The organism is Nocardioides aurantiacus (assembly GCF_003752505.1).
In the GTDB taxonomy this organism is placed as follows: Bacteria; Actinomycetota; Actinomycetes; order Propionibacteriales; family Nocardioidaceae; genus Marmoricola; species Marmoricola aurantiacus.
On record NZ_RKHO01000001.1, the window covers coordinates 2996521 to 3017483 of the forward strand.

The following is a 20963-nucleotide window of genomic DNA, read 5'->3' on the forward strand; positions in this document are numbered from 1 at the left end:
TTGGATCGTTCCACACCTGCGGACGGAAACCCAGGGCTCGGGGTCGTCCGCTCAGGCCGGGCCGAGGTCGTCCAGCGCGGTGCGGGCGCGCTCCTCCTCGCGGACGGCCTCGTCGAGCACGGCCCGGGCGTCGTCGAGCGCCTCCTGCGACTCCTCGCGCTCCTCGTCGCAGCGGTCGACCTCGTCCTCGAACTCCGCGAGGCGGCGGCGGAGCTCCTCGGCCTCGCCCTGGAGCTGCAGCCGACGCGCGTCGAGGCGCGAGACCGACGCCGCGACCTCGTCGTGCTCCGCCCGGGCGGCGTCCAGCTCCTCGGTCGCCTGCTCCAGCGCTTCCTCGGCCTCGCGCCGCGCCCGTCCGTCGTCGGGCACGAGCGTCAGCGTCGGCGGCGCGGGGTCGGCGTCCCCCTCGGGCTCCCGCGGGGTGGCCCGCACCCCGAGCGCGTCGGGAACCGCCACGACCGAGGCCACGTCGAGGTCCGAGACGCCGGTCGAGGTGAAGGAACGGACCAGCCGACCCGTCAGCACCACCTGTGCGGCCACCGGGTCGAGCATGGCGGCGGTGAGCACGTCCTCGACCTGCTCGACGACCGCCTCGGAGAGCCGCGTGCCCTCGTCGCGGGCGCGGCTGCGGGCGGTCGTGGCCAGCGCCGCGGTCAGCTGGCGGCGCTGCCGGGTCAGGGCGCGCAGCTCGTCGCCGTCCAGCGCCTCCGCCGCACTGCGCAGCGAGGCCGCCACGGCCAGCACCTGGTCGATCTGCTCCGCCTCCACCCGCACCAGCAGGTTGACCGCCCACGCCGCGACCGACGGCTTGCGCAGCCGACCCACGTCGCGCGCCAGGGCCGGCTCGCCGGCCTGCTTGGCCGCGCGCACCGCGGCGTCGCGACGCGGCACGAACTGCTCGACGTGCCCCGCGTAGAGGTCGTCCGCGACGGCGGCGAGACCCGCGGTCGTGGTCGGCTCCTCGGGCTCGTCGGCGCGTGCCATGCCTGCACGCTAGCCCGTCCAGGTCTAGTCCACGGGCCACCCGTCACCGTCGTGCGTTCCCGTCGGCGCCACCGACCCCCACACTGGCGGAGGTCCCGTCCATCACCCCGGTCCTGCCCAGGCCGGGTGGACACGGACCAGGAGGTGCCCACCGCGGTGGGCAGGGGGAGAGACATGCGCGTGCCCGACGACTCGACCGACCACAACCGGACCAGCCACCAGACCGGCCCCACGACCGGCCCCACGACCGGCCCGGGCCATCCGACGGCGCCCGTGCGCCGGGCCGAGTGGACCGCCCCGGACCACGGTCGAGCGGCGTTGACGCTGCTGCTCGTGATGGCCGTCGCCGGCTGCGCGGTGCTCGCGCTGCGCGGGCTCACCCGCCCCTCCCCCGCGCACCTGGCCGAGCTGGGCCTCGGGGTCCTGGTGACCCTGGCGGTGGCCCTCGCGGTGCTCGCGAGCGCGCCCCGCGTGGTCCGGGTGCACGGCACGGTGGTGAGCCTGCACCGCGGTCGGCGGCAGCACCGGTTCGACCTCGCCGACGCGGCCGTGGTCGCCGAGCTCAGCGGCCGGCCGACCGACCCCGCGTGGAGCCTGCTGCTGCGCGACGGCGCCGCCGGGGTCGAGGTGACGGTGCGGCGGCGCGAGGTCGACGCGTTCGCGCTCGACGGGGTGGTGCGCCACCACCGGTCAGCGGCCGGGGTCGTCCGCCCCGTGCGCCCGCGGACCACGCCGCGCCTCGACGGGCTCGACGGCGACGGGCACCGGCGCTCCGCCTGAGCCGGCGACGACCGGCTCGTCCCCTGCCGACGGGCCGTCGGGCTCCTCCAGGCGCACCACGACCACGCCACCCAGGATGAGCAGCCCACCGGCCAGCTGCACCAGGCCCGGCAGCTGGCCGAGCAGCAGCCACGCGAAGAGCACGGCGAACAGCACCTCCGAGAGCCCCACGAACGACGCGACCTTGGCCCCGAGCAGACGGGCCGCCACGATCCCGGTGACGTACGCCGTGGCGGCGGCGACCGCGCCGAGCTCGAGGACCGGCACCCACCAGGGCAGCACCGCCCCGGCCAGCTCGACGTCGTCGGTGCGGAAGGTCATCGGCAGCACGCCGAGCAGGCCGAGCACGCCGAAGCCCACCGCGGCGACCACCAGGCCCGACCCGGCCAGGGCCAGCGGCGGCAGCGCGTCGTCGTGGGAGGCGCCCGACATCACGAAGTACGACGCCAGGCCCAGCGCCGCGAGCAGGCCCCAGGCGACGCCCACGCCGCTGACCTCGACCTGGCCGCCCTGCAGCAGCGAGGGCAGGTCGAGCACCAGCGTCAGGCCGCTGACCGCCAGCACGATGCCGGCCAGCGTCGGCAGTGCGGGCCAGCGCCGGCGCACGACGGCCTGGTAGGCGACGACCAGGACCAGCCCGAGGTACTCCAGCAGCAGGGCGACGCCGACCGAGAGGGTGTCCACGGCGTAGAAGAAGGCCAGCTGCGGCAGCGCGACGGCCATCGCGCCGTACACCAGGACCTGGCGCCACGAGCCGCGCAGCAGGTGCCAGCGTCCCGAGAGCGCGCGCACGGTGGGCACCAGGAGCAGCAGCGCCGCCCCGGCGATGCGCAGGAAGACCGTGGACCCGGGGGTCCAGCCGGTCTCGAGCAGCGACTTGGCGAACGGGCCCGAGGTGCCGAAGGTGGCGGCCGAGACCAGGGCCACGAGCAGGCCCCCGCCGGCCAGGCCGCGGCCGCGTCCGGACGGCCGGGCGTCACCGCGCGCGTCGGGGCGGGTCCCGCTCGGGGTGCCGGGCAGGGTCTCGGGGAGCGCCATGGCGGGCCCCTCTCACGTCGTCAGGAGTCAAAGTGTCGGACACCAGTTACTCTAGGAAGACGAGACGTCAGGAGTCAACATGACTTTCGCCCATGACACCCAGATGGCGCTGGCCGCGGCCGCCGCGCTGGTCAACACCGACCCCGAGGGCGGGTCGGGCGAGGACACGCTGCAGACCCGCGACGACCTGGCGCGCTTCCTCGACGACCAGGGCTGGTACGGCGTGAGGCTGGGCGACGCCGGCGAGCTGGACGCCGTCCGGGCGCTGCGACCCGGGCTGCGACGGCTGTGGCACCTCGACGAGGCGTCCCTGGTCGCCCGGATCAACGAGATCCTCGCCGAGGCCCGAGCGCTTCCCCAGCTCGTCGACCACGACGGGCTCGGCTGGCACGTCCACGCCGTGCCGCAGCACGCCCCGCTCGACCAGCGGATGGCCGTCGAGGCGGCGATGGCGATGATCGACGTGGTCCGCTCGGGCGAGCTGGACCGCCTCAAGACCTGTGCGGCCGACGACTGCGAGGACGTCGTCGTCGACCTGTCCCGCAACCGCTCACGCCGCTTCTGCGAGGGCGGGTGCGGCAACCGGGAGAACGTCCGGGCCTACCGCGACCGCCGGCGCACCGACCCCTAGCCGGGATCAGTCCTGGGCCTGGCGCTCCGCGGTCGTCGGGCGTCCCGCCCGGTGCCGTACGACGTCGCGGGCGAACTCCCAGCCGGAGGTCAGGGTGAGCACCACGGCGACCAGCAGCGCCGCGGCGGAGAGCCACCACAGCGCGTCGCCGATGGTCTCGAGGCCGCCCTCGAGCAGCCCGAACGGCGCGACGAAGCCGCCCAGCGCCACCACCTGCATCGTGGTCTTGACCTTGCCGCTCTGCTTGGCGGGCATCACGACCTCGCGGGCCACCGAGAGCCGCGCCGCGGTCACCCCCCACTCGCGCACCAGCACCACCACGGTGACCGTCCACCACAGCCACGCCGGCAGGAAGTCGGCGATGATCGCGAGGCCGATGAGGGCCATGCCGGTCATCGCCTTGTCGGCGATGGGGTCGGCGATCTTGCCGAAGTCGGTCACCAGGTCGTGCTTGCGGGCGAGGTCGCCGTCGATCTTGTCGGTCAGCATCGCGACCGCGAACAGCGCCCAGGCCACCCAGCGCCAGGTGAGGTCCTGACCGCCGTCGTGCAGCAGCGCCCAGCCGAAGAACGGCACCATGACGATGCGGAGCGTGGTCAGGGCGTTGGGGACGTTCCAGTTGCTCACGGTGCGTCCGCTGTCGGTCATCGACCCGCCTCCCCCGCTGCTCGGCCCGCGACCTCCGCCACGAGGTCGACGCCGTCGGTCGCGACGACGCGTGCCCGGATCATGTCACCGACCGCGATCCCGGCGAGGTCGCCGCTCAGCAGCGTGCTGCCGTCGACCTCGGGACCCTGGTGCGCGGCGCGGCCCTCGACCTCCTCGTCGTCGACCGACTCCACGAGCACCAGCACCTCCTCGCCGACGCGCTCCTCGGCGCGCTGGGCGCTGAGCTCCTCGGCCAGCGCGGTCAGGTGCTCCACGCGCTCGGCGATGACGTCCTCGTCGAGCTTGTCGGTGAAGCCCTCGGCCTCGGTGCCGTCCTCGTCGGAGTAGCCGAAGACACCGATGGCGTCCAGGCGCGCCTGCGCGAGGAAGTCGCACAGCACCTCGAAGTCGTGCTCGGTCTCGCCCGGGAAGCCGACGATGAAGTTGGAGCGGGCCCCGGCCTGCGGCGCGAGCGCCCGGGCCTGCTCGAGCAGGCCGAGGAACGACTCGCTGTCGCCGAAGCGGCGCATCCGGCGCAGCACCGGGTTGGACGCGTGCTGGAAGGACAGGTCGTAGTAGGCCGCGACACCCGGGGTGCCGGCGATGGTCTGCACCAGCCCGGGCCGCGTCTCGGCGGGCTGCAGGTAGGAGACCCGCACCCGCTCGACACCCTCGACCGCGGCCAGCTCGGGCAGCAGCGTCTCGAGCAGCCGGAGGTCGCCCAGGTCCTTGCCGTAGGACGTGGAGTTCTCGCTCACCAGGAACAGCTCGCGGGCCCCCTGGTCGGCCAGCCACCGCGCCTCGGCCAGCACGTCGGAGGGCCGCCGGGAGACGAAGGAGCCGCGGAACGCCGGGATCGCGCAGAAGGTGCAGCGCCGGTCGCAGCCCGAGGCCAGCTTGAGCGGGGCCATCGGACCGCTGTCGAGGCGACGTCGCTCGCCGTGGCCGGGCTGGTAGGCCGGCGCGTCGGTGCGCTCGGCCGGCGAGATCGGCAGCAGCTTGCGGCGGTCCGACGGCGTGTGGGGGTGCTGCTGCTCCCCGGCGAGGATGCCGCGGAGCCGGGAGGCGATGTCGGGGTAGTCGTCGAACCCGAGCACCGCGTCGGCCTCGGGCAGCGAGGTGGCGAGGTCGGCGCCGTAGCGCTCGGCCAGGCAGCCCACGGCGACGACCGCCTGGGTGGTGGCGCCGCTGCCCTTGAGGTCGGCCGCGGCCAGCAGGGTGTCGACGGAGTCCTTCTTGGCCGCCTCGACGAAGCCGCAGGTGTTCACGACCACCGTCTCGGCCTGCTCGGGGTCCTCGACGAGCACGAACCCGCCGGCCTCGAGGCGGCCGGCGAGCTCCTCGGAGTCGACCTCGTTGCGGGCGCAGCCCAGCGTGACCATCGCGACGGTCGTGGGGGCGTGCGGGCGGGCGGTGGGCGCGGAGGCGGTGTCAGAGGTAGTCATGGGCCTCGTCGAGTATGACGGACGCCCCGCGCTCAGCCGAACTGCCGGTTGTCCGGCTGCTCGCCCTCGCCGACGGTGCCGCGCTTCTTGCCCAGGTAGGTGACCGTCACGGCCTGCCCGTTGCTGGAGGTGACGTCGAACGGCGCCAGGCCGATGACCTGCTGCTGCGACCCGTCGGCCAGGCGCGAGGCCAGCAGGATCTTGCCGTCGCGGTCGCGCACGACCACCTGGGGCGAGGCGCCCCGGGCCGACAGCGAGAGCGCCGCCAGCGTGGACTCCGGCGCCGCCTCGGTGTCCTCGCCGCTGGCCAGGCCGGCCACGTCGACGACGTCGGGCGCGGGGCTGACGAGCTCCTGCGGGGTGTCGTTGAACACGCGGGCCACGCCCCAGATCGCGACCAGGGCCAGCACGCTGGCGGCCAGCAGGCTCCAGCGCGGGCCCGAGGAGGCGGTCCGCACCCCGCCGCCGATCCCGGTGGCCAGCTCGGCCTCGAAGACCTGCCGCGCCTCGATCTCGGCCACGGCGTAGTGGCGGTCGTAGAGGTCCACCAGCTCGGCCGGGTCGAGGCCGAAGACGCGGGCCAGGGTCCGCAGGTGGCCCCGGGCGTAGAAGTCGCCGCCGCAGGCCTCGAAGTCGTCGACCTCGATGCACTCCAGCACGTGCGGCCGGATCCGGGTGCGCTCGCTCAGCGTGTCGATGCTGAGCCGGGCTCGCTGGCGCGCCGCCGCGACGAGCGGGCCGATCACGGGCTCGGCCACCGGGTGCGCCTGGTCCTCGCCCCACCCGGCGGACACGACCTCGCGGCTCGCGGCGTCGTCGATGCGGGCCACCAGGACCGGACCGCCGGGCGAGCGCTGGGCCGGCACGGTGGGCGGGTCGGGCAGGCGGCGTACGGACTCGCGACGGACCTCGGCGCGCGTGGCCGGGCGCGGCGCGCGGGTCGGGTCGACCGGCTCGTACGCCGCGACGCCCTCCTCGGGCTCGGGCTCGGGCTCGGGCTCGGGCTCGACCTCGGGCTCGGGATCCACGGCGACGGGCGCCACGACGGGCGCCACGACGGGCGTGCCGGCAGCCTCCTCGACGGGCCGCTCGGCGGGCCGCTCGACGGGCTCGTCGGCGGTCGCCTCGGCGGGCTCGGCCGGCTCGGCCGCGCGGGCCTCGCGCACCGGGCGGGTGAGCACCAGCACGGGGACCCGGCCCTGGCCGAGCGAGTCGAGGTCGGCGACCAGGTCGCCGGTCAGTCCGTCGTAGTCGATGCGGGTGGTCGGGCCCAGCGGCACCGACAGCGCGCGCAGCGCGACCGGCTCCACGGCGAGGTCGTCGGCAGCACCCTCCTCGGCGGCGGCGAGCGGGTCGGCCGGACGCACCCGCGGGTGGACCACGAGCCGGCCGTCGGAGAGCCACCGGCCGCCGGAACGCACCTCGACGCGGTCGACCGACTCCCACTGCACGCCGTGCCAGGTGACGCCACGACGGACGCGGACGCCCAGCTCGTCGGCGACCAGCAGCGGGGAGCGGGCGTCCCGCACCACGAGCAGCTGCAGCAGCCCGACCGCGGCCGGCACCAGGCACCACACCCAGTCGAACGGGTCCGCGGTGCCGAGCGCCCGGGCGAACCACGCCACGGTCAGGACCCCGGACAGCAGCGCCACGACGGCGGCGATCCTGGCGTCCTGGCGGACCGAGACCCCGATGGGTGTGATGCTCGTCGGTGCGTTCACTGCTCCCCCTGGATGGCGACGATGACCTCGTCGAGGTCGTCGGGCTTGATCAGCACGTCACGGGCCTTGGACCCCTCGCTGGGGCCCACCACCCCGCGGCTCTCCAGGATGTCCATCAGCCGGCCCGCCTTGGCGAAGCCGACGCGCAGCTTGCGCTGCAGCATCGAGGTGGAGCCGAACTGGGTCGACACGACCAGCTCGATGGCCTGGACCACGAGCTCCATGTCGTCGCCGATGTCGTCGTCGAGCTCGCGCTTGGAGGCGGCGGGCGCGGTGACGTCGTCGCGGTAGCTGGGCTCGAGCTGCTGCTTGCAGTCGGCGACCACCTGGGCGATCTCGGCCTCGGTGACCCACGAGCCCTGCACGCGCACCGGCTTGGAGGCACCCATGGGCAGGAACAGCCCGTCGCCCTGGCCGACCAGCTTCTCCGCGCCCGGCTGGTCGAGGATGACCCGGCTGTCGGCGAGCGAGCTGGTCGCGAAGGCCAGCCGCGAGGGCACGTTGGCCTTGATCAGGCCGGTGACCACGTCCACCGAGGGCCGCTGCGTGGCGAGCACGAGGTGGATGCCGGCCGCACGGGCCAGCTGGGTGATCCGCACGATGGCGTCCTCGACGTCGCGCGGGGAGACCATCATCAGGTCGGCGAGCTCGTCGACGATCACGCACAGGTAGGGGTACGGCGCGAGCACGCGCTCGCTCCCGGGCGGCACCTGCACCTTGCCGGCGCGGACCGCCTTGTTGAAGTCGTCGACGTGCCGGAACCCGAAGTTGGCGAGGTCGTCGTAGCGCAGGTCCATCTCGCGCACGACCCACTGCAGCGCCTCGGCCGCCTTCTTGGGGTTGGTGATGATCGGGGTGATCAGGTGCGGGATGCCCTCGTAGGCGTTCAGCTCGACCCGCTTGGGGTCGACCATGATCATCCGGACCTCGTCGGGCGTGGCCCGCATCAGCAGCGAGGTGATCATCGAGTTGATGAACGAGGACTTGCCCGAGCCGGTGGCGCCGGCCACCAGCAGGTGGGGCATCTTGGCCAGGTTGGCGACCACGAAGCCGCCCTCGACGTCCTTGCCCAGGCCGCAGACCATCGGGTGGTGGTCGTTGCGGGCGATCTGGCTGCGCAGGACGTCGCCGAGGGAGACGACCTCCTTGTCGCTGTTGGGGATCTCGATGCCGACCGCGGACTTGCCGGGGATCGGGCTGAGGATCCGCACGTCGGCCGAGGCCACGGCGTAGGAGATGTTCTTGGCGATGCCGGTGATCTTCTCGACCTTGACGGCCGGGCCGAGCTCGACGATGTAGCGCGTCACCGTGGGGCCGCGGGTGTAGCCCGTGACCTGGGCGTCGATGTCGAACTCCTCGAGCACCCGGGTCAGCCGGTCGACGACCGCGTCGGAGGCCTTGGAGCGGGCCTTGTGCACCGAGCCGGGCTTGAGCACCTCGCTGTCGGGCAGCGAGTAGGTGACGTCGCCGGACAACGCGAGCTGCTCCACCCGGGCGGGCAGCGGCGTGTGCGGCGGCGGCTCGAGGGCCTCCTTGGCGGCGGGCTCGGCGACCGCGGCGCGGGCAGGCGCGGCGCCGTCGGTGCCGTCGGTGCCGTCGGTCCCGTCGGTGAGGTCGAGGTCGATCTCGTGGTCCTTCTGCGGGTCCGACTCCGGGTCCTTCTCGACCCGGCGTCGCGAGCGACGCCTGACCTCGCGCTCCTCCAGCACCGGGGAGTCGTAGGCCGGGTCGCCCATCTCCGGGTCGATCTCGTCGTCGACCCGGCCGCGACGGCCGCGCGGGGAGCCCTCGTCCCGGTCCTCGTCGTCGAGCTGGTCGGGGTGGGTGCCCATGATCCGCTCGCCGAGCTCCCGGAAGCGCGCCGGGATCTGGTAGACGGGCGTAGCGGTCACCACCAGCACTCCGAACAGCGCCACCAGGGCCAGCAGCGGCACCACGACGTAGACCGACTGGAGCAGGTCGAGCAGCAGCTTGGAGACCACGAACCCGATGGCGCCACCCGCCTGCTGCAGCGGACGGGTGTCGCCGAGCTCGGGGGCCGGGGAGCCGTTGGCGATGTGCACGATGCCGAGCACGCCGAAGAGCAGCGCACCCCAGCCGATCACCTGCCGCCCGGCGGGACCGTTGCGCTCGGGGTCGCGCAGGTTGCGCCAGGCGACCACGGCGAGCAGCAGCGGCACGAACCAGGCGAGGAGGCCGACGGACCCGGCGACCACCGCGCGGGTGAAGTCGCCGATGCCGCCGGGGAGCTGCCACCACACGGCGGCGGCGACCACGAGGGCGGCGCCGAGCAGGAGCAGCCCGGCGCCGTCGCGGCGGTGCTCGGGCTCCAGCTCACCGGCGGAGTGGCCCAGGCTGCGGACGGCGCCACCGACGGCGTGGGCCAGGCCCAGCCAGGCGGTGACGAGCACGCGCGCGAGCGCGAGGAAGACCCGGGCGACCGGTCCGGTGCCGTTGCGCACCGCGCGGGGTGCCGGGCGACCCGCCCGGCCACGGCCCTTGGCCGGCCCCTTGCCACGGGCAGGGGCCTTGCGGGTGCTGCTTCCCGACGACCGGGTGCGCGTGCCCGCCCCCTTGCTGCCGGTCTTGCGGGCAGAGGAGGTGGAGCTGCGCGACCCCGGCGGGGAAGACGTACGGGTCGCCATGGTCGCGAATGTACCGGCGCACCACTCCCGTCCCGCGCGTCACACGCCGGACGGTCAGGAGGCCTGCGACCGCGCCGTGCCGCCGGGGTGCGCCATCGCCTCGGGCGGGAACGGGGCCGCGGACCCCTCGGGGGCCCCGGTGGGGACGCCGGGGGGGACGCGGGTGGGGGCGCCGGTGGGTCCGCCGCCGATGGCACCGGTCGGCTGCTGGTCGTCCTGGGCGCGCACCGGCAGCCGCAGCCGGAAGCTGCTGCCGCGGCCGAGCTCGGAGGAGACCAGGATCTCGCCGCCGTGCATCTGCGCGATGCGGCGCGAGATCGCCAGACCCAGGCCGGTGCCGGGGATCGACAGCGCCTCGGGGTTGGAGGAGCGGTGGAAGGCCGAGAACAGCTGCACCTGGTCGGCGGCGGAGATGCCGAGGCCGGTGTCGACGACCTCGACGAAGGCCAGCGGCCCGTCCTGGCCGACCGAGACCTCGACCGCACCGCCGGGCAGGGTGTACTTCACGGCGTTGCTGACCAGGTTGTCCACGACCTTGCCGAGCTCGTCGGGGTCGCAGGTGACCAGGACCTCGGCGTCGGGCACCGAGACCCCGATCGTCACCGAGCCCTGCTCGGCCGGCATCGCCATCAGGTCGATGCTCTGGGCCGCCAGCGCGCGCAGGTCGACCGGCACCCGCACCCGCTCGCGCTTGTCCTGGACCTGGGAGTAGTTCAGGAGGTTCTGCACCAGCCGGTTGAGCCGGTCGGCGTTGCGCGAGATCGCGTCGACCGAGGAGATGCCGGTGTCGAGGTCCTCGAGCAGCTCGATGTGGCCGATGATCGAGGTCAGCGGCGTCTTGAGCTCGTGGGAGATGGTCGCGATCAGCTCGCCCTTGTAGCGGTCGAGCTCCTGCAGCTCCCCCACCAGGTGGCGCTCGCGGTCGTAGAGCCGGGCGTTGAGCACGACCCGGCCGAGGGTCCGGCCGACCTCCATCACGGCGTCCTGCTCGTCGTCGCTCCAGGGCGCGCCGTCGTCGCGGGCGAGCAGCACGTAGCCGAGCAGCTCGCGACCCAGCCCGACCGGGGCGAACATCAGGCTCTTGTCGGGGTTCTCGTCGAGCAGCCCGAGCACGTGCTGCTGCTGGTCGGGGTCCAGGTGCGTGGCCAGCTCGTACGACGTCCGCGCGGTCACCACCACCGGCCGACCCAGGCGCGCGGCCCGCGAGGCCAGCTGCGCCTTGACCTGCACCAGGTCGGCGGCCTGCTCGCGCTCGTCGGGCGGGTACGCCGCGGACTGCTCGAGCTGGCCGAGGTCACCGTTGGGGAAGCAGCGGATCCACAGGTGCTCGGTGCGCAGCCCCCGGGCCACCGCCTGCGCGGCCTCGCGCAGCGAGACGTCGAGCTCGGCGAGCTGGCCGGCCGAGGAGACGGCGCGCAGCATCTCGCCCATCCGCACCTGGTCGCTGAGCCGCTCGCGCTGCTGGGCGTTGTACATCGCCAGGCCCGCCTGCACCACGAACATCTCGAGCAGCTCGCGCTCCTCGCGGTTGGGGATGCGGTTGCCCGGCGGCAGGTCGACCGACATGTTGCCGAGCAGCTGACCGGTCGCGGAGTAGAGCGGCGCGTAGAGCGCGTCGAGCGGGTGCCACGCGTCGGGGCGGGCGTCGGGCTCGAACTCCGGCACCCAGGCGGACTCCTCGAGGGCGTCGGGCATCCGGTCGTGCGGCACGAAGCGCAGCACGCCCCACTCGTCGGCCTGGGCGAACTCGTTGAAGATCGAGGCCACCGGCGTACGACGGCCGATGATCTGCTCCTGGACCTCGACCGGGCCCGCGACGGTGGTCATCACGAACGTCTCGCCCTCGAGCCGGGCGATGGCGGCGATGCCGTAGCCGAGGACCTCGACGACACCGCGGGCGATCTCGTCGAGCACCTCGGAGAGGTCCGTCGAGCTGTTGACGCGCAGCATCAGCTCGTACAGACGACGGATCCCCTCGGCCCGAGGGGACTCTGTGAGGTGCATCGGGTGTTTCCCCTACCCATCTCGACGGCAGGACGAGGGCGACCTGTAGGACCAGTCTAGGTGGCATTGTCCGGTTTGACTGCTGATCCTCCTACCCGACGGTACGCGCCGGGCCCCCCGTCGTGCATGGCACTGGGGGGCCATTCCCGCAGGTCGGTCGCGGGTCAGGCCTCCAGGACCACCGGGACGATCATCGGCCGGCGGCGGTGGGTGCCGCTGACCCAGCGTCCGACCACCCGGCGGATGGTCTGCTGCAGCTGGTAGGTGTCGGTCGTGCCCTCGGAGACCGCCCGGTCGATGGCGTCGACGATCGGGCCGGTGATGGAGGCGAACGTGGCGTCGTCCTCGGCGAAGCCGCGGGCGTGGATCTCGGGCCCGCTGACCACCTTGCCGGTCTGGGAGTCGACGACCACGATCACCGAGATGAACCCCTCGTCGCCCAGGATCCGGCGGTCCTTGAGGTCGCTCTCGGTGATGTCGCCCACCGAGCTACCGTCGACGAAGACGTAGCCGCAGTCGACCTTGCCGGTGACCTTGGCGCGCCCGTCGACGAGGTCGACCACGACGCCGTCCTCGGCGATCACGACCCGGTCGGCCGGCACGCCCGTGCGACGGGCCAGGGCGGCGTTGGCCAGCATGTGCCGGATCTCGCCGTGGACCGGGAGCACGTTGCGGGGCTTGACGATGTTGTAGCAGTAGAGCAGCTCGCCCGCGCTCGCGTGGCCGCTGACGTGGACCAGCGCGTTGCCCTTGTGGACCACGTGGGCGCCGCCGCGGGCGAGGCCGTTGATGACGCGGTAGACGGCGTTCTCGTTGCCCGGGATCAGCGAGGAGGCGAGCACGACCGTGTCGCCCTGCACCAGGTGGACGAAGTGGTGGCTGTTCTGGGCGATCCGGCTCAGCGCCGACAGCGGCTCGCCCTGGGAGCCGGTCGAGATGAGCACGACCTTCTCCGGCGGCATGTCGGCCAGGGCCTTGGCGTCGACCAGCAGGTCGGGCGGCACCGTCAGGTAGCCCATGTCGCGGGCGATCCCCATGTTGCGGACCATCGAGCGACCGACGTAGGCCACCTTGCGACCGTGGGCGGCGGCGGCGTCCATGACCTGCTGCACCCGGTGCACGTGGGAGGCGAAGCAGGCCACGATGATGCGCTGCTTGCTGGTGCGGAAGACGCCGTCGAGGACCGGCGCGATGTCGGACTCGGTGGTGGTGAAGCCGGGGACCTCGGCGTTGGTGGAGTCGGTGAGGAACAGGTCGACGCCCTCCTCCCCCAGCCGGGCGAAGGCGCGCAGGTCGGTGATCCGGCCGTCGAGCGGCAGCTGGTCCATCTTGAAGTCGCCGGTGTGCAGCACCATGCCGGCCGGCGTGCGGATCGCCACGGCGAGCGCGTCGGGGATGGAGTGGTTGACCGCGACGAACTCGAGGTCGAAGGGGCCGAAGCTGATCGTCTCGCCCTCGGCCACGATCGCCTTGACGGTGTTGCGCAGCCGGTGCTCGCGCAGCTTGGAGCCGAGCAGGGCCAGGGTCAGGTTGGACCCCACCAACGGGATGTCCTCGCGCTCGCGGAGCAGGTAGGGCACGGCGCCGATGTGGTCCTCGTGGCCGTGGGTCAGGACCAGCGCCTCGACGGTGTCGAGCCGGTCCCGGATGTAGTCGAAGTCGGGGAGGATCAGGTCGACGCCGGGGTGGTTCTCCTCGGGGAAGAGGACCCCGCAGTCGACGATCAGCAGCCGGCCGTCGTACTCGAAGACGGTCATGTTGCGACCGACCTCGCCGAGCCCGCCGAGGGGGACGACGCGCAGCCCGCCCTTCGGCAGCGGCGGCGGGGCGGACAGCTCGGGGTGGGGGTGGCTCACAGGAGTCCTGCCTTCTGGATCACGGCCCGCAGGGCCGCGACCTCGTCGTCGTCGAGCGGCACCAGGGGGCCCCGCACGTGGCGTCCGTCGAGGACGCCGAGCAGCTCGAGGGCCGCCTTGGCGGTCGTCGCGCCGTAGTTGGGCACGCCCATGACGGCGTCGAACACCGGCAGCAGCGTGGTGAACGTGTCGAGCGCGCCCGCCGGGTCGGAGCCGAACTGCTCCACCACGCGGCGCAGCTGCTCGCCGACCACGTGGCCGGCCACCGAGACCACGCCGCAGGCGCCGTGGGCGAGGTAGCCCAGCAGCAGGCTGTCGTCGCCGGCGTAGACGTCGTAGCCGAGCTGCCGCAGCGCGACCGCGTCGAGCGGGTTGCCCGTGGCGCTCTTGACCGAGGTGACGTTCTCGAGCCGGCGGGCGGCCTCGTAGGTCGAGGGCGCGATCGCCTGGCCGGTGCGACCGGGCACGTCGTAGAGCATCACCGGCAGGCTGGTGGCGCGAGCCACCTCGGTGAAGTGGTGCAGCATGCCGGCCGGGCCGGGCTTGTTGTAGTAGGGCGCCACCAGGAGCACGGCGTCGACGCCGACCTTCTCGGCCTGCACGGCGAGCTCCACGGAGTGGGCGGTGGCGTTGGTGCCGACCCCGGCCACGACCGTGCCGCGGTCGCCCACGGCGTCCTTGACGGCGCGGAGGATCTCGGTGTCCTCGGGGACGGTGGTCGTGGGCGACTCACCGGTGGTGCCGCTGACGACGACGCCGTCGTTGCCGTGGTCGAGCAGGTGCGAGGCCACCGCGGCGACCCCGTCGAGGTCGACGGCACCGTCGGCGGTGAAGGGCGTGACCATCGCGGTCAGCACGCGGCCGAAGGGCGCGGCAGGCAGGCTCATGGGCCCTACGTTATCCGGGACGCGGACCGTCGCGAGTCGCAGGCGCACGGCAGCCGTGGCGCGTATCTTGTGCCGCATGACGCAGAGCGACCAGCCCGACCCGTCGTACGACCCCCACGCCGGAGGCGGCCAGGCAGGCAGCGGCTACGGCGGCGGCCAGGGCGGCTACGACCAGGGCTACGGCCAGCCCGGGGTCCCCGCCCCGACCCAGGGCAGCTTCATGCTGGCCCACCTCGGCCAGGAGTACGGCCCCTACGGCTTCCAGCAGCTGCAGCAGATGGCGCTGGCCGGCCAGCTCAAGGGCGACGCGACCCTGCGGGAGTCCACCCAGGGCGGCTGGTTCCCGGCCAAGCAGCTGCCGGGGCTGTTCAGCCACCGCGAGTGGCTCACCGCCACGCTGCTCTCGGCCTTCCTCGGCGGCTTCGGCGTCGACCGGTTCTACCTCGGCCAGACCGGCCTCGGCATCCTCAAGCTGCTGACGCTCGGCGGCTGCGGCATCTGGTCGCTGATCGACTTCATCCTGATCCTGCTGCGCAAGGTCCCCGACGCCGACGGCCGCCCCTTGGCCTAGCGGCCCGGGGCCCCGCGGGCACCCCGGGTCCGCACGGAGATCTCAGTCCCTGCCGACCAGCTCCCCCAGGAGCTCGAGGTGGTCCAGGTCGTCCAGGTCGAGCACCTGCAGGTAGGCGCGGGTGACGCCCAGCTCGGCGTAGCGGCCCAGCTGCTCGCCGATCTCCTGGGGCGTGCCCGTGAGGCCGTTGCGGCGCAGCTCCTCGGGCGCCCGGCCCGCGGCCCGGGCGCGACGGTCCACCTCGGCGTCGTCACGGCCCGCGGCGACCGTGAGGGCCACCGACCAGGTGAGCTCGTCCGCGTCGCGGCCGATCTCCGCGCAGGCGTCGCGGACCCGCCCGACCTGGGTGCGCGTCACGTCCGGCGGTGCGAACGGCAGGTTGAACTCCGCGGCGTACCGCGCCGCCAGGGCCGGGGTGCGGCGCTTGCCGGTGCCGCCGACCACGATCGGCGGTCCCGGGCGCTGCACCGGCTTGGGCAGCGCGGGCGAGCCGGTGACCGGGTAGTGCGGCCCCGGGTGGTCGAACGACTCCCCCTCGGGCGTCGCCCACAGCCCGGTGACCACCGCCAGCTGCTCCTCGAGGCGGTCGAACCGCTCGCCCACGGCCGGGAACCCGATGCCGTACGCCGCGTGCTCGGCCTCGAACCAGCCCGCGCCCAGCCCCAGCTCGACGCGGCCGCCCGACATCTGGTCGACCTGGGCCACGGTGATCGCCAGCGGGCCGGGCAGCCGGAAGGTCGCCGAGCTGACCAGGGTGCCGAGCCGGATCGTGGTCGTCTCCCGCGCCAGGCCGGCGAGCGTCACCCACGCGTCGGTCGGACCGGGCAGCCCGTCGCCGCCCATGGCGAGGTAGTGGTCGGAGCGGAAGAACGCCCCGAAGCCGAGCGACTCCGCGGCCCGGGCGACCCGGAGCTGCTGGTCGTAGGTGGCGCCCTGCTGGGGCTCGACGAAGATGCGCAGGTCCATGGCGCCACCGTAGGTGGCGGGCGGCCGGAGCGGTCGGGCCTAGCGGCGCTCGAGCCAGCGGATCGTCCAGGCCGGGTCGTCGTCGAGGTGCTCCTCGCGGCGCGTCTCGGCCCAGTCGCCCTCGTCGAAGTCGGGGTAGTGGGTGTCGCCCTCGGGGGCGAGGTCGACCTCGGTGAGGACCTGCTCGGTCGCGAACCTGATGGCCTCGGCGTACAACCGACCGCCGCCGCCGACGTTGACGACCTCGTCCAGGCCGGCCCCGACCTCCAACGCCTCCTCGAAGGACCGCGCGACGAGCACGCCCTCGTGGGCCCAGCCCCGGTCGCTGGTGACCACGATGCTCTGCCGGTCGGGCAGCGGGCGGCCGATGCCCTCGAAGGTGGCGCGGCCGAGGACCAGCGGGTGGCCCACGGTGGTGCGCCTGAAGTGGGCGAAGTCGGCCGGGATCCGCCACGGGATGCCGCCCGTCGCGCCGATGACACCGTTGCGGGCGCGCGCGGCCACCAGCACGACCCGGGTCACCGGCCGCTCACCCATCAGACCGCGATGGGGGCGCGGATGCCCGGGTGGGGGTCGTAGCCCTCGAGGCGGACGTGCTCGAGGTCGAAGGCGTCGAGCTCGCGCACGCGGGGGTCGAGGTGGAGCGTCGGCAGCGGCCGCGGGTCGCGGGTGAGCTGGAGCTCGGCCTGCTCGAGGTGGTTGAGGTAGAGGTGGGCGTCGCCGAAGGTGTGCACGAAGTCGCCCACCTCGAGGTCGACGACCTGGGCGACCATGTGGGTCAGCAGCGCGTAGGAGGCGATGTTGAACGGCACGCCGAGGAAGACGTCGGCGGAGCGCTGGTAGAGCTGGCACGACAGCCGGCCCCGCTCCCCCGGCGCCGCCGGCGGGGCGACGTAGAACTGGAAGAGCGCGTGGCACGGCGCCAGCGCCATGTCGGGGATGTCTGCGACGTTCCACGCCGAGACGAGGTGGCGCCGCGAGTCGGGGTCGCGGCGCAGCTGCTCGACCACCTGCGCGACCTGGTCGACGTGGCGGCCGTCGGGGGTCGGCCACGAGCGCCACTGGTAGCCGTAGACCGGGCCCAGGTCGCCGTCGGCGTCGGCCCACTCGTCCCAGATCGAGATGCCACGGTCCTGGAGCCACTTCACGTTGGTGTCGCCCCGCAGGAACCACAGCAGCTCGCCGAACACCGAGCGGGTGTGGACCTTCTTGGTGGTGACCAGCGGGAAGCCGGCGGCGAGGTCGAGGCGGAGCTGGTGGCCGAAGACGCTGCGGGTGCCGGTGCCGGTGCGGTCGGACTTCTCGACGCCGTCCTCCAGCACGCGGCGGAGGAGGTCGAGGTAGGCCTGCATGGGGTCAACCTACCGTCGGTGCCAGGATGGCCCGGTGAGCAGTGCCGACGTCTCAGCCCGTGTCGCCTGGGCCGACGACGCCCCCGCGATCGCGGCCGTCCAGGTCCGCGCGTGGCGGACGTCGTACGCCGAGCTGCTGCCCGAGGAGGTGCTGGCGGCCCTCGACCCCGAGCAGCTCGCCGCCGGCTGGCGCGACGCGCTGGCCCGGCCCGCCGACGCCCGGCAGCGCACCCTGGTGGCGCTGGAGCGCAACACCGTGACGGGGTTCGTGCTCACCGGCCCGACGGCCGACCCCGACCGCGACCCGGTCGCGACGGGCGAGCTGACCGACCTCACCGTCGACCCGCACGTGCGCGGCGCGGGCCACGGCTCGCGGCTGCTCCAGGCCGCCGCCGACACGCTGGTGGCCGACCGCTTCACGCGGGCGGTGACCTGGCTGCCGGCGCGCGACGACGCGCTGCGGGCCTTCCTCACCGAGGCCGGGTGGGGACCCGACGGGGCGCACCGCACGCTGGACCTGCTCGGCGACGGCGCCGTGACGCTGCAGCAGGTCCGGCTGCACACGTCGTTCTCCGACTGAGAGCCCCCGGACGCACCTGACCGCCGGGGTTCCGAGCCACCCGAGAGGGGCCCGGACACGCACCGGCGGTCGGGAGGGTGGACGGGGGGCCACGTGTGCCCAACACGGGCCCCCCGTCCGGGGGAATCCTGACCTTCCAGGGGGGAGGAAGGTCAGGACACGTTGACCGCGCTCCAGGCGGCGGCCACCGTGGTGAACTGGGTGCTGGACGCGCCGTACAGGTCACGGGCGGCGTTCAGCGTGGCGGTGCGGGCCCCGGCGTAGTTCGTGCCGGAGGTCATGTAGACCGACAGCGCGCGGAACCAGATCTTGCCCGCTGCGTCGCGACCGATCCCCGTCACCGACGAGCCGTTGCAGGTCGTCGACGCGTGGGGCTTGCCGCCGATGGTCTTCGAGCCGGAGCCCTCGGCGAGCAGGTAGAAGAAGTGGTTGCCGATGCCCGAGGAGTAGTGCACGTCGGCGGTGCCGGCGGTCGAGGAGTAGCAGTTCAGCGAGCTGCCGTCCGAGGAGGGATTGTCCATCCGGCGGAAGCCGACGCCCTTGGCGAGGTCGAACTCCTCGCCGATGTAGTAGTCGGCCGGGTCGCTGGCGTTGGCGGCGTAGAACTCCACCAGGGTGCCGAAGATGTCCGAGGTGGCCTCGTTGAGGCCGCCGGACTCGCCGGAGTAGGTGAGGTCGGCGGTGTTCTCGGTGACGCCGTGGCTCATCTCGTGGCCGGCCACGTCGAGGGAGACGAGCGGGCCGAAGCTGGTGCCGTCGCCGTCGCCGTACGTCATCTTGGAGCCGTCCCAGAAGGCGTTGACGTACCTGTTGCCGTAGTGGACGCGGTTGAGCGAGCCGGTGCCGTTGCCGAAGATGCCGTTGCGGCCGTGGACCTGCGCGAAGTAGTCCCAGGTCTCGTTGCTGCCGTACTGCGCGTCGGCGGCGGCGCTCGCCCGGTTGGCGTTGGTGCCGTTGCCGAACGTCGTGGTCGAGGAGGTGACCAGCGTGCCGTTGGAGCAGCCGCTGCCGGTGACCTGGCAGATGTAGGAGTCCTGCTTGTTCTTCATGTCGGTGGTGTAGGTGCCGCCACGGACGCCGGCGTTCTTGAGCTGGTAGGACGACCCCGACGGGGTGACGCTCAACGGGACGCTGCCGCTGTAGAGCGTCTGGCCGGAGCCGTCGACGTTGACGATCTCCTGCTCGGTGCGGATGACCTGACCGGTCTTCGCGTCGACGTACGTCGCGAGGCGGCTGGGCGTCTGGTCGGCCTGGGTGCCGCCGCTCATGACCTTCCAGGCCAGGCGCGGCTGCGCGCCGCGGGCGTCGACCACCAGCGAGCTGCCCTCGAGCTCCTCGCCGGCGATGGCGCGGGTGACCTTGCTGGGGGCCAGCGCCTTCGCACCGGCGGCGGCCTTGCCGACGGCCGGGGTGACCGCGAGGGTCAGGTCGTCGGCGAGGGTCTGGCTCGCGCCCTTCCAGCCGCCGGAGGGGCCCTGGTGGACGACGAGGTCGCCGCCGACGACCGGGAGGCCGCGGTAGCTGCGCTGGAACCGGACGTGGCTGGTGCCGTCCGCGTCGACCACGGTGTCGACCGCCTCGAGCTGCTGCGACGCGGCGTAGCGGGTCGCGCCGGGGTGGGCCTCGACGGCGGCCCGGGCCCGGTCGACGCGGGCGCCGGACGGGTCGGCGGTGACCGAGGGGCCGGAGGCGGCGGTGGCCGGCGCGACCTGGGCACCCGCGGCCGCGGCCGAGGCCAGGGCCACAGCGGCAGCGCTGAGGAAGGCGGTGGTGGGACGCATGCAGCTGCTCGATTCGCAGGAGGAGGAAGAGATCCGGGAGGGCTTCCCGGGGGCTCCTCCAGCGTGCCCGTGGAGCGGCCTCCTGGCACCGGGCTGGCGGGTGCACGATGGTGCGTTGCACGTTCGTGCAGAGTTGCGCGTCCCCGACGCGTGCCGATGCGTGCCGGCGTGTGCCGGCGTCCTCAGGCGTCGAGGAAGGCTTCCAGGCCCACGGTGAGGCCGGGGTGGTCGGCGACCCGCCGCAGCCCGAGCAGCACGCCGGGGGTGAACGAGGCACGGTCCATCGAGTCGTGCCGGATGGTCAGGGTCTCCCCCAGCCCGCCGAGCACCACCTCCTGGTGGGCGACCATCCCGCGGATCCGGAGCCCGTGGACGCGGATCCCGTCGACGTCGGCTCCCCGCGCCCCGTCGAGCGCGGTGCTGGTGGCGTCCGGCGGGGCGCCGAGACCGGCCTCGGCGCGGGCGGCGGCCACCAGCTGCGCCGTACGACGTGCGGTGCCCGACGGCGCGTCGGCCTTGTCCGGGTGGTGCAGCTCGACGATCTCGACCGACTCGTAGAACCGCGCCGCCTCCGCGGCGAAGCGCATCATCAGCACCGCCCCGACCGAGAAGTTGGGGGCGATCAGCACGCCCGTGGCCGGGTGCTGCTCGAGCCACCCGCCGAGCGTGGCCAGCCGGTCGTCGTCGAACCCGGTGGTGCCGACCACGGCGTGGATGTCGTGCTCCACGCAGAACCGCAGGTTGTCCATCACCACGTCGGGGTGGGTGAAGTCGACCACCGCCTCGGCGCCCGCCTCGGTCAGCGTCGCGAGGTCGTCCCCGGCATCGACCCGCGCGACCAGCTCGAGGTCCTCGGCCGCCTCGACGGCCGCACAGACCTCACGACCGACCTTGCCCAGCGCGCCCAGCACGCCCACCTTCGTCGTCACGCAGGCGAGGCTATCGACCCGCGGCGGTTCGACGTGCAGTGCGGCGCGGTGCCGTGCGGGCGCCGGCTGCGCCGCGGCGTACGACAGAGGGATGAATCGGGCGGCTCCGGCGCCGAAACTGCCCGCGCCTGACCGTTATGCCCGT

General features: G+C 73.7%; 18 protein-coding genes. 4 read left to right on the plus strand and 14 right to left on the minus strand.

Going from position 1 to position 20963, the window contains the following annotated elements:
• Window positions 1-51: 51 nt before the first annotated feature.
• Window positions 52-984 (minus strand): hypothetical protein, encoded by a 933-nt coding sequence (locus tag EDD33_RS14550; protein WP_123391682.1) that lies wholly within the window; start codon window positions 982-984, stop codon window positions 52-54.
• 174 nt (window positions 985-1158) lie between these two features.
• Here EDD33_RS14550 and EDD33_RS14555 point away from each other — a divergent pair, with 174 nt between their 5' ends.
• Window positions 1159-1764 carry a hypothetical protein gene (locus EDD33_RS14555; RefSeq protein ID WP_123391684.1) on the plus strand — a complete coding sequence of 202 codons (606 nt, stop codon included), beginning with the start codon at window positions 1159-1161 and terminating at the stop codon, window positions 1762-1764.
• Here the strand turns inward: EDD33_RS14555 and EDD33_RS14560 are convergent.
• A complete protein-coding gene (locus EDD33_RS14560) occupies window positions 1675-2802 on the minus strand; it encodes an EamA family transporter (RefSeq protein WP_123391685.1) in 1128 nt (375 codons plus the stop codon). The genes EDD33_RS14555 and EDD33_RS14560 overlap by 90 nt on opposite strands.
• A gap of 79 nt (window positions 2803-2881) precedes the next feature.
• Here EDD33_RS14560 and EDD33_RS14565 point away from each other — a divergent pair, with 79 nt between their 5' ends.
• Window positions 2882-3433, plus strand: coding sequence for a CGNR zinc finger domain-containing protein (locus EDD33_RS14565; protein ID WP_123391686.1), 552 nt, complete (start codon window positions 2882-2884; stop codon window positions 3431-3433).
• A gap of 6 nt (window positions 3434-3439) precedes the next feature.
• Here EDD33_RS14565 and pgsA read toward each other — a convergent pair whose 3' ends face one another.
• The 7 genes from pgsA to dapA all read right to left on the minus strand — a co-directional run bounded on the left by pgsA (window position 3440) and on the right by dapA (window position 14639).
• Entirely contained in the window at window positions 3440-4081 is a 642-nt protein-coding gene (gene pgsA / locus EDD33_RS14570; RefSeq protein ID WP_123391687.1) for a CDP-diacylglycerol--glycerol-3-phosphate 3-phosphatidyltransferase, read from the minus strand.
• On the minus strand, window positions 4078-5526 hold the full coding sequence (gene rimO / locus EDD33_RS14575) for a 30S ribosomal protein S12 methylthiotransferase RimO (protein WP_123391688.1): 1449 nt from the start codon (window positions 5524-5526) through the stop codon (window positions 4078-4080). The genes pgsA and rimO overlap by 4 nt, the downstream gene beginning before the upstream one ends.
• Before the next feature lie 32 nt (window positions 5527-5558).
• Window positions 5559-7247: a helix-turn-helix domain-containing protein gene (locus EDD33_RS20365; protein ID WP_123391689.1), complete on the minus strand. Its 1689-nt coding sequence runs from the start codon at window positions 7245-7247 to the stop codon at window positions 5559-5561.
• On the minus strand, window positions 7244-9892 hold the full coding sequence (locus EDD33_RS14585; protein WP_123391691.1) for an FtsK/SpoIIIE family DNA translocase: 2649 nt from the start codon (window positions 9890-9892) through the stop codon (window positions 7244-7246). Before EDD33_RS14585 ends, EDD33_RS20365 begins: the two co-directional genes overlap by 4 nt.
• A 54-nt stretch (window positions 9893-9946) precedes the next feature.
• Window positions 9947-11896 carry an ATP-binding protein gene (locus tag EDD33_RS14590; RefSeq protein ID WP_123391692.1) on the minus strand — a complete coding sequence of 650 codons (1950 nt, stop codon included), beginning with the start codon at window positions 11894-11896 and terminating at the stop codon, window positions 9947-9949.
• A 164-nt stretch (window positions 11897-12060) separates the two neighbouring features.
• Window positions 12061-13752: a ribonuclease J gene (locus tag EDD33_RS14595; RefSeq protein WP_123391693.1), complete on the minus strand. Its 1692-nt coding sequence runs from the start codon at window positions 13750-13752 to the stop codon at window positions 12061-12063.
• The gene (dapA, locus tag EDD33_RS14600; RefSeq protein ID WP_123391694.1) at window positions 13749-14639 is read right to left on the minus strand and encodes a 4-hydroxy-tetrahydrodipicolinate synthase; all 891 of its coding nucleotides are present in this window, start codon (window positions 14637-14639) and stop codon (window positions 13749-13751) included. Before dapA ends, EDD33_RS14595 begins: the two co-directional genes overlap by 4 nt.
• Before the next feature lie 76 nt (window positions 14640-14715).
• On the opposite strand from dapA, the gene EDD33_RS14605 reads away from it, so the two are divergent.
• Complete coding sequence (locus EDD33_RS14605; protein WP_211332559.1) at window positions 14716-15210, plus strand: NINE protein; 495 nt, start codon at window positions 14716-14718, stop codon at window positions 15208-15210.
• A 42-nt stretch (window positions 15211-15252) separates the two neighbouring features.
• On the opposite strand, the gene EDD33_RS14610 is transcribed toward EDD33_RS14605, so the two are convergent.
• Genes EDD33_RS14610 through EDD33_RS14620 form a run of 3 tightly spaced genes read right to left on the minus strand, consistent with a single transcriptional unit; the run spans window position 15253 to window position 17528 of the window.
• Window positions 15253-16176, minus strand: a complete 924-nt coding sequence (locus tag EDD33_RS14610) for an LLM class F420-dependent oxidoreductase (protein ID WP_123391695.1) — start codon at window positions 16174-16176, stop codon at window positions 15253-15255.
• A gap of 39 nt (window positions 16177-16215) precedes the next feature.
• Window positions 16216-16713: a dihydrofolate reductase gene (locus tag EDD33_RS14615; protein ID WP_123391696.1), complete on the minus strand. Its 498-nt coding sequence runs from the start codon at window positions 16711-16713 to the stop codon at window positions 16216-16218.
• The gene (locus EDD33_RS14620) at window positions 16713-17528 is read right to left on the minus strand and encodes a thymidylate synthase (protein WP_123391698.1); all 816 of its coding nucleotides are present in this window, start codon (window positions 17526-17528) and stop codon (window positions 16713-16715) included. Before EDD33_RS14620 ends, EDD33_RS14615 begins: the two co-directional genes overlap by 1 nt.
• Before the next feature lie 34 nt (window positions 17529-17562).
• Here EDD33_RS14620 and EDD33_RS14625 point away from each other — a divergent pair, with 34 nt between their 5' ends.
• Window positions 17563-18108, plus strand: a complete 546-nt coding sequence (locus EDD33_RS14625) for a GNAT family N-acetyltransferase (RefSeq protein WP_246003530.1) — start codon at window positions 17563-17565, stop codon at window positions 18106-18108.
• 152 nt (window positions 18109-18260) lie between these two features.
• Here EDD33_RS14625 and EDD33_RS14630 read toward each other — a convergent pair whose 3' ends face one another.
• A complete protein-coding gene (locus EDD33_RS14630; protein ID WP_123391700.1) occupies window positions 18261-19889 on the minus strand; it encodes a M4 family metallopeptidase in 1629 nt (542 codons plus the stop codon).
• 182 nt (window positions 19890-20071) lie between these two features.
• A complete protein-coding gene (gene dapB, locus EDD33_RS14635) occupies window positions 20072-20818 on the minus strand; it encodes a 4-hydroxy-tetrahydrodipicolinate reductase (protein WP_123391701.1) in 747 nt (248 codons plus the stop codon).
• Window positions 20819-20963: the final 145 nt, after the last annotated feature.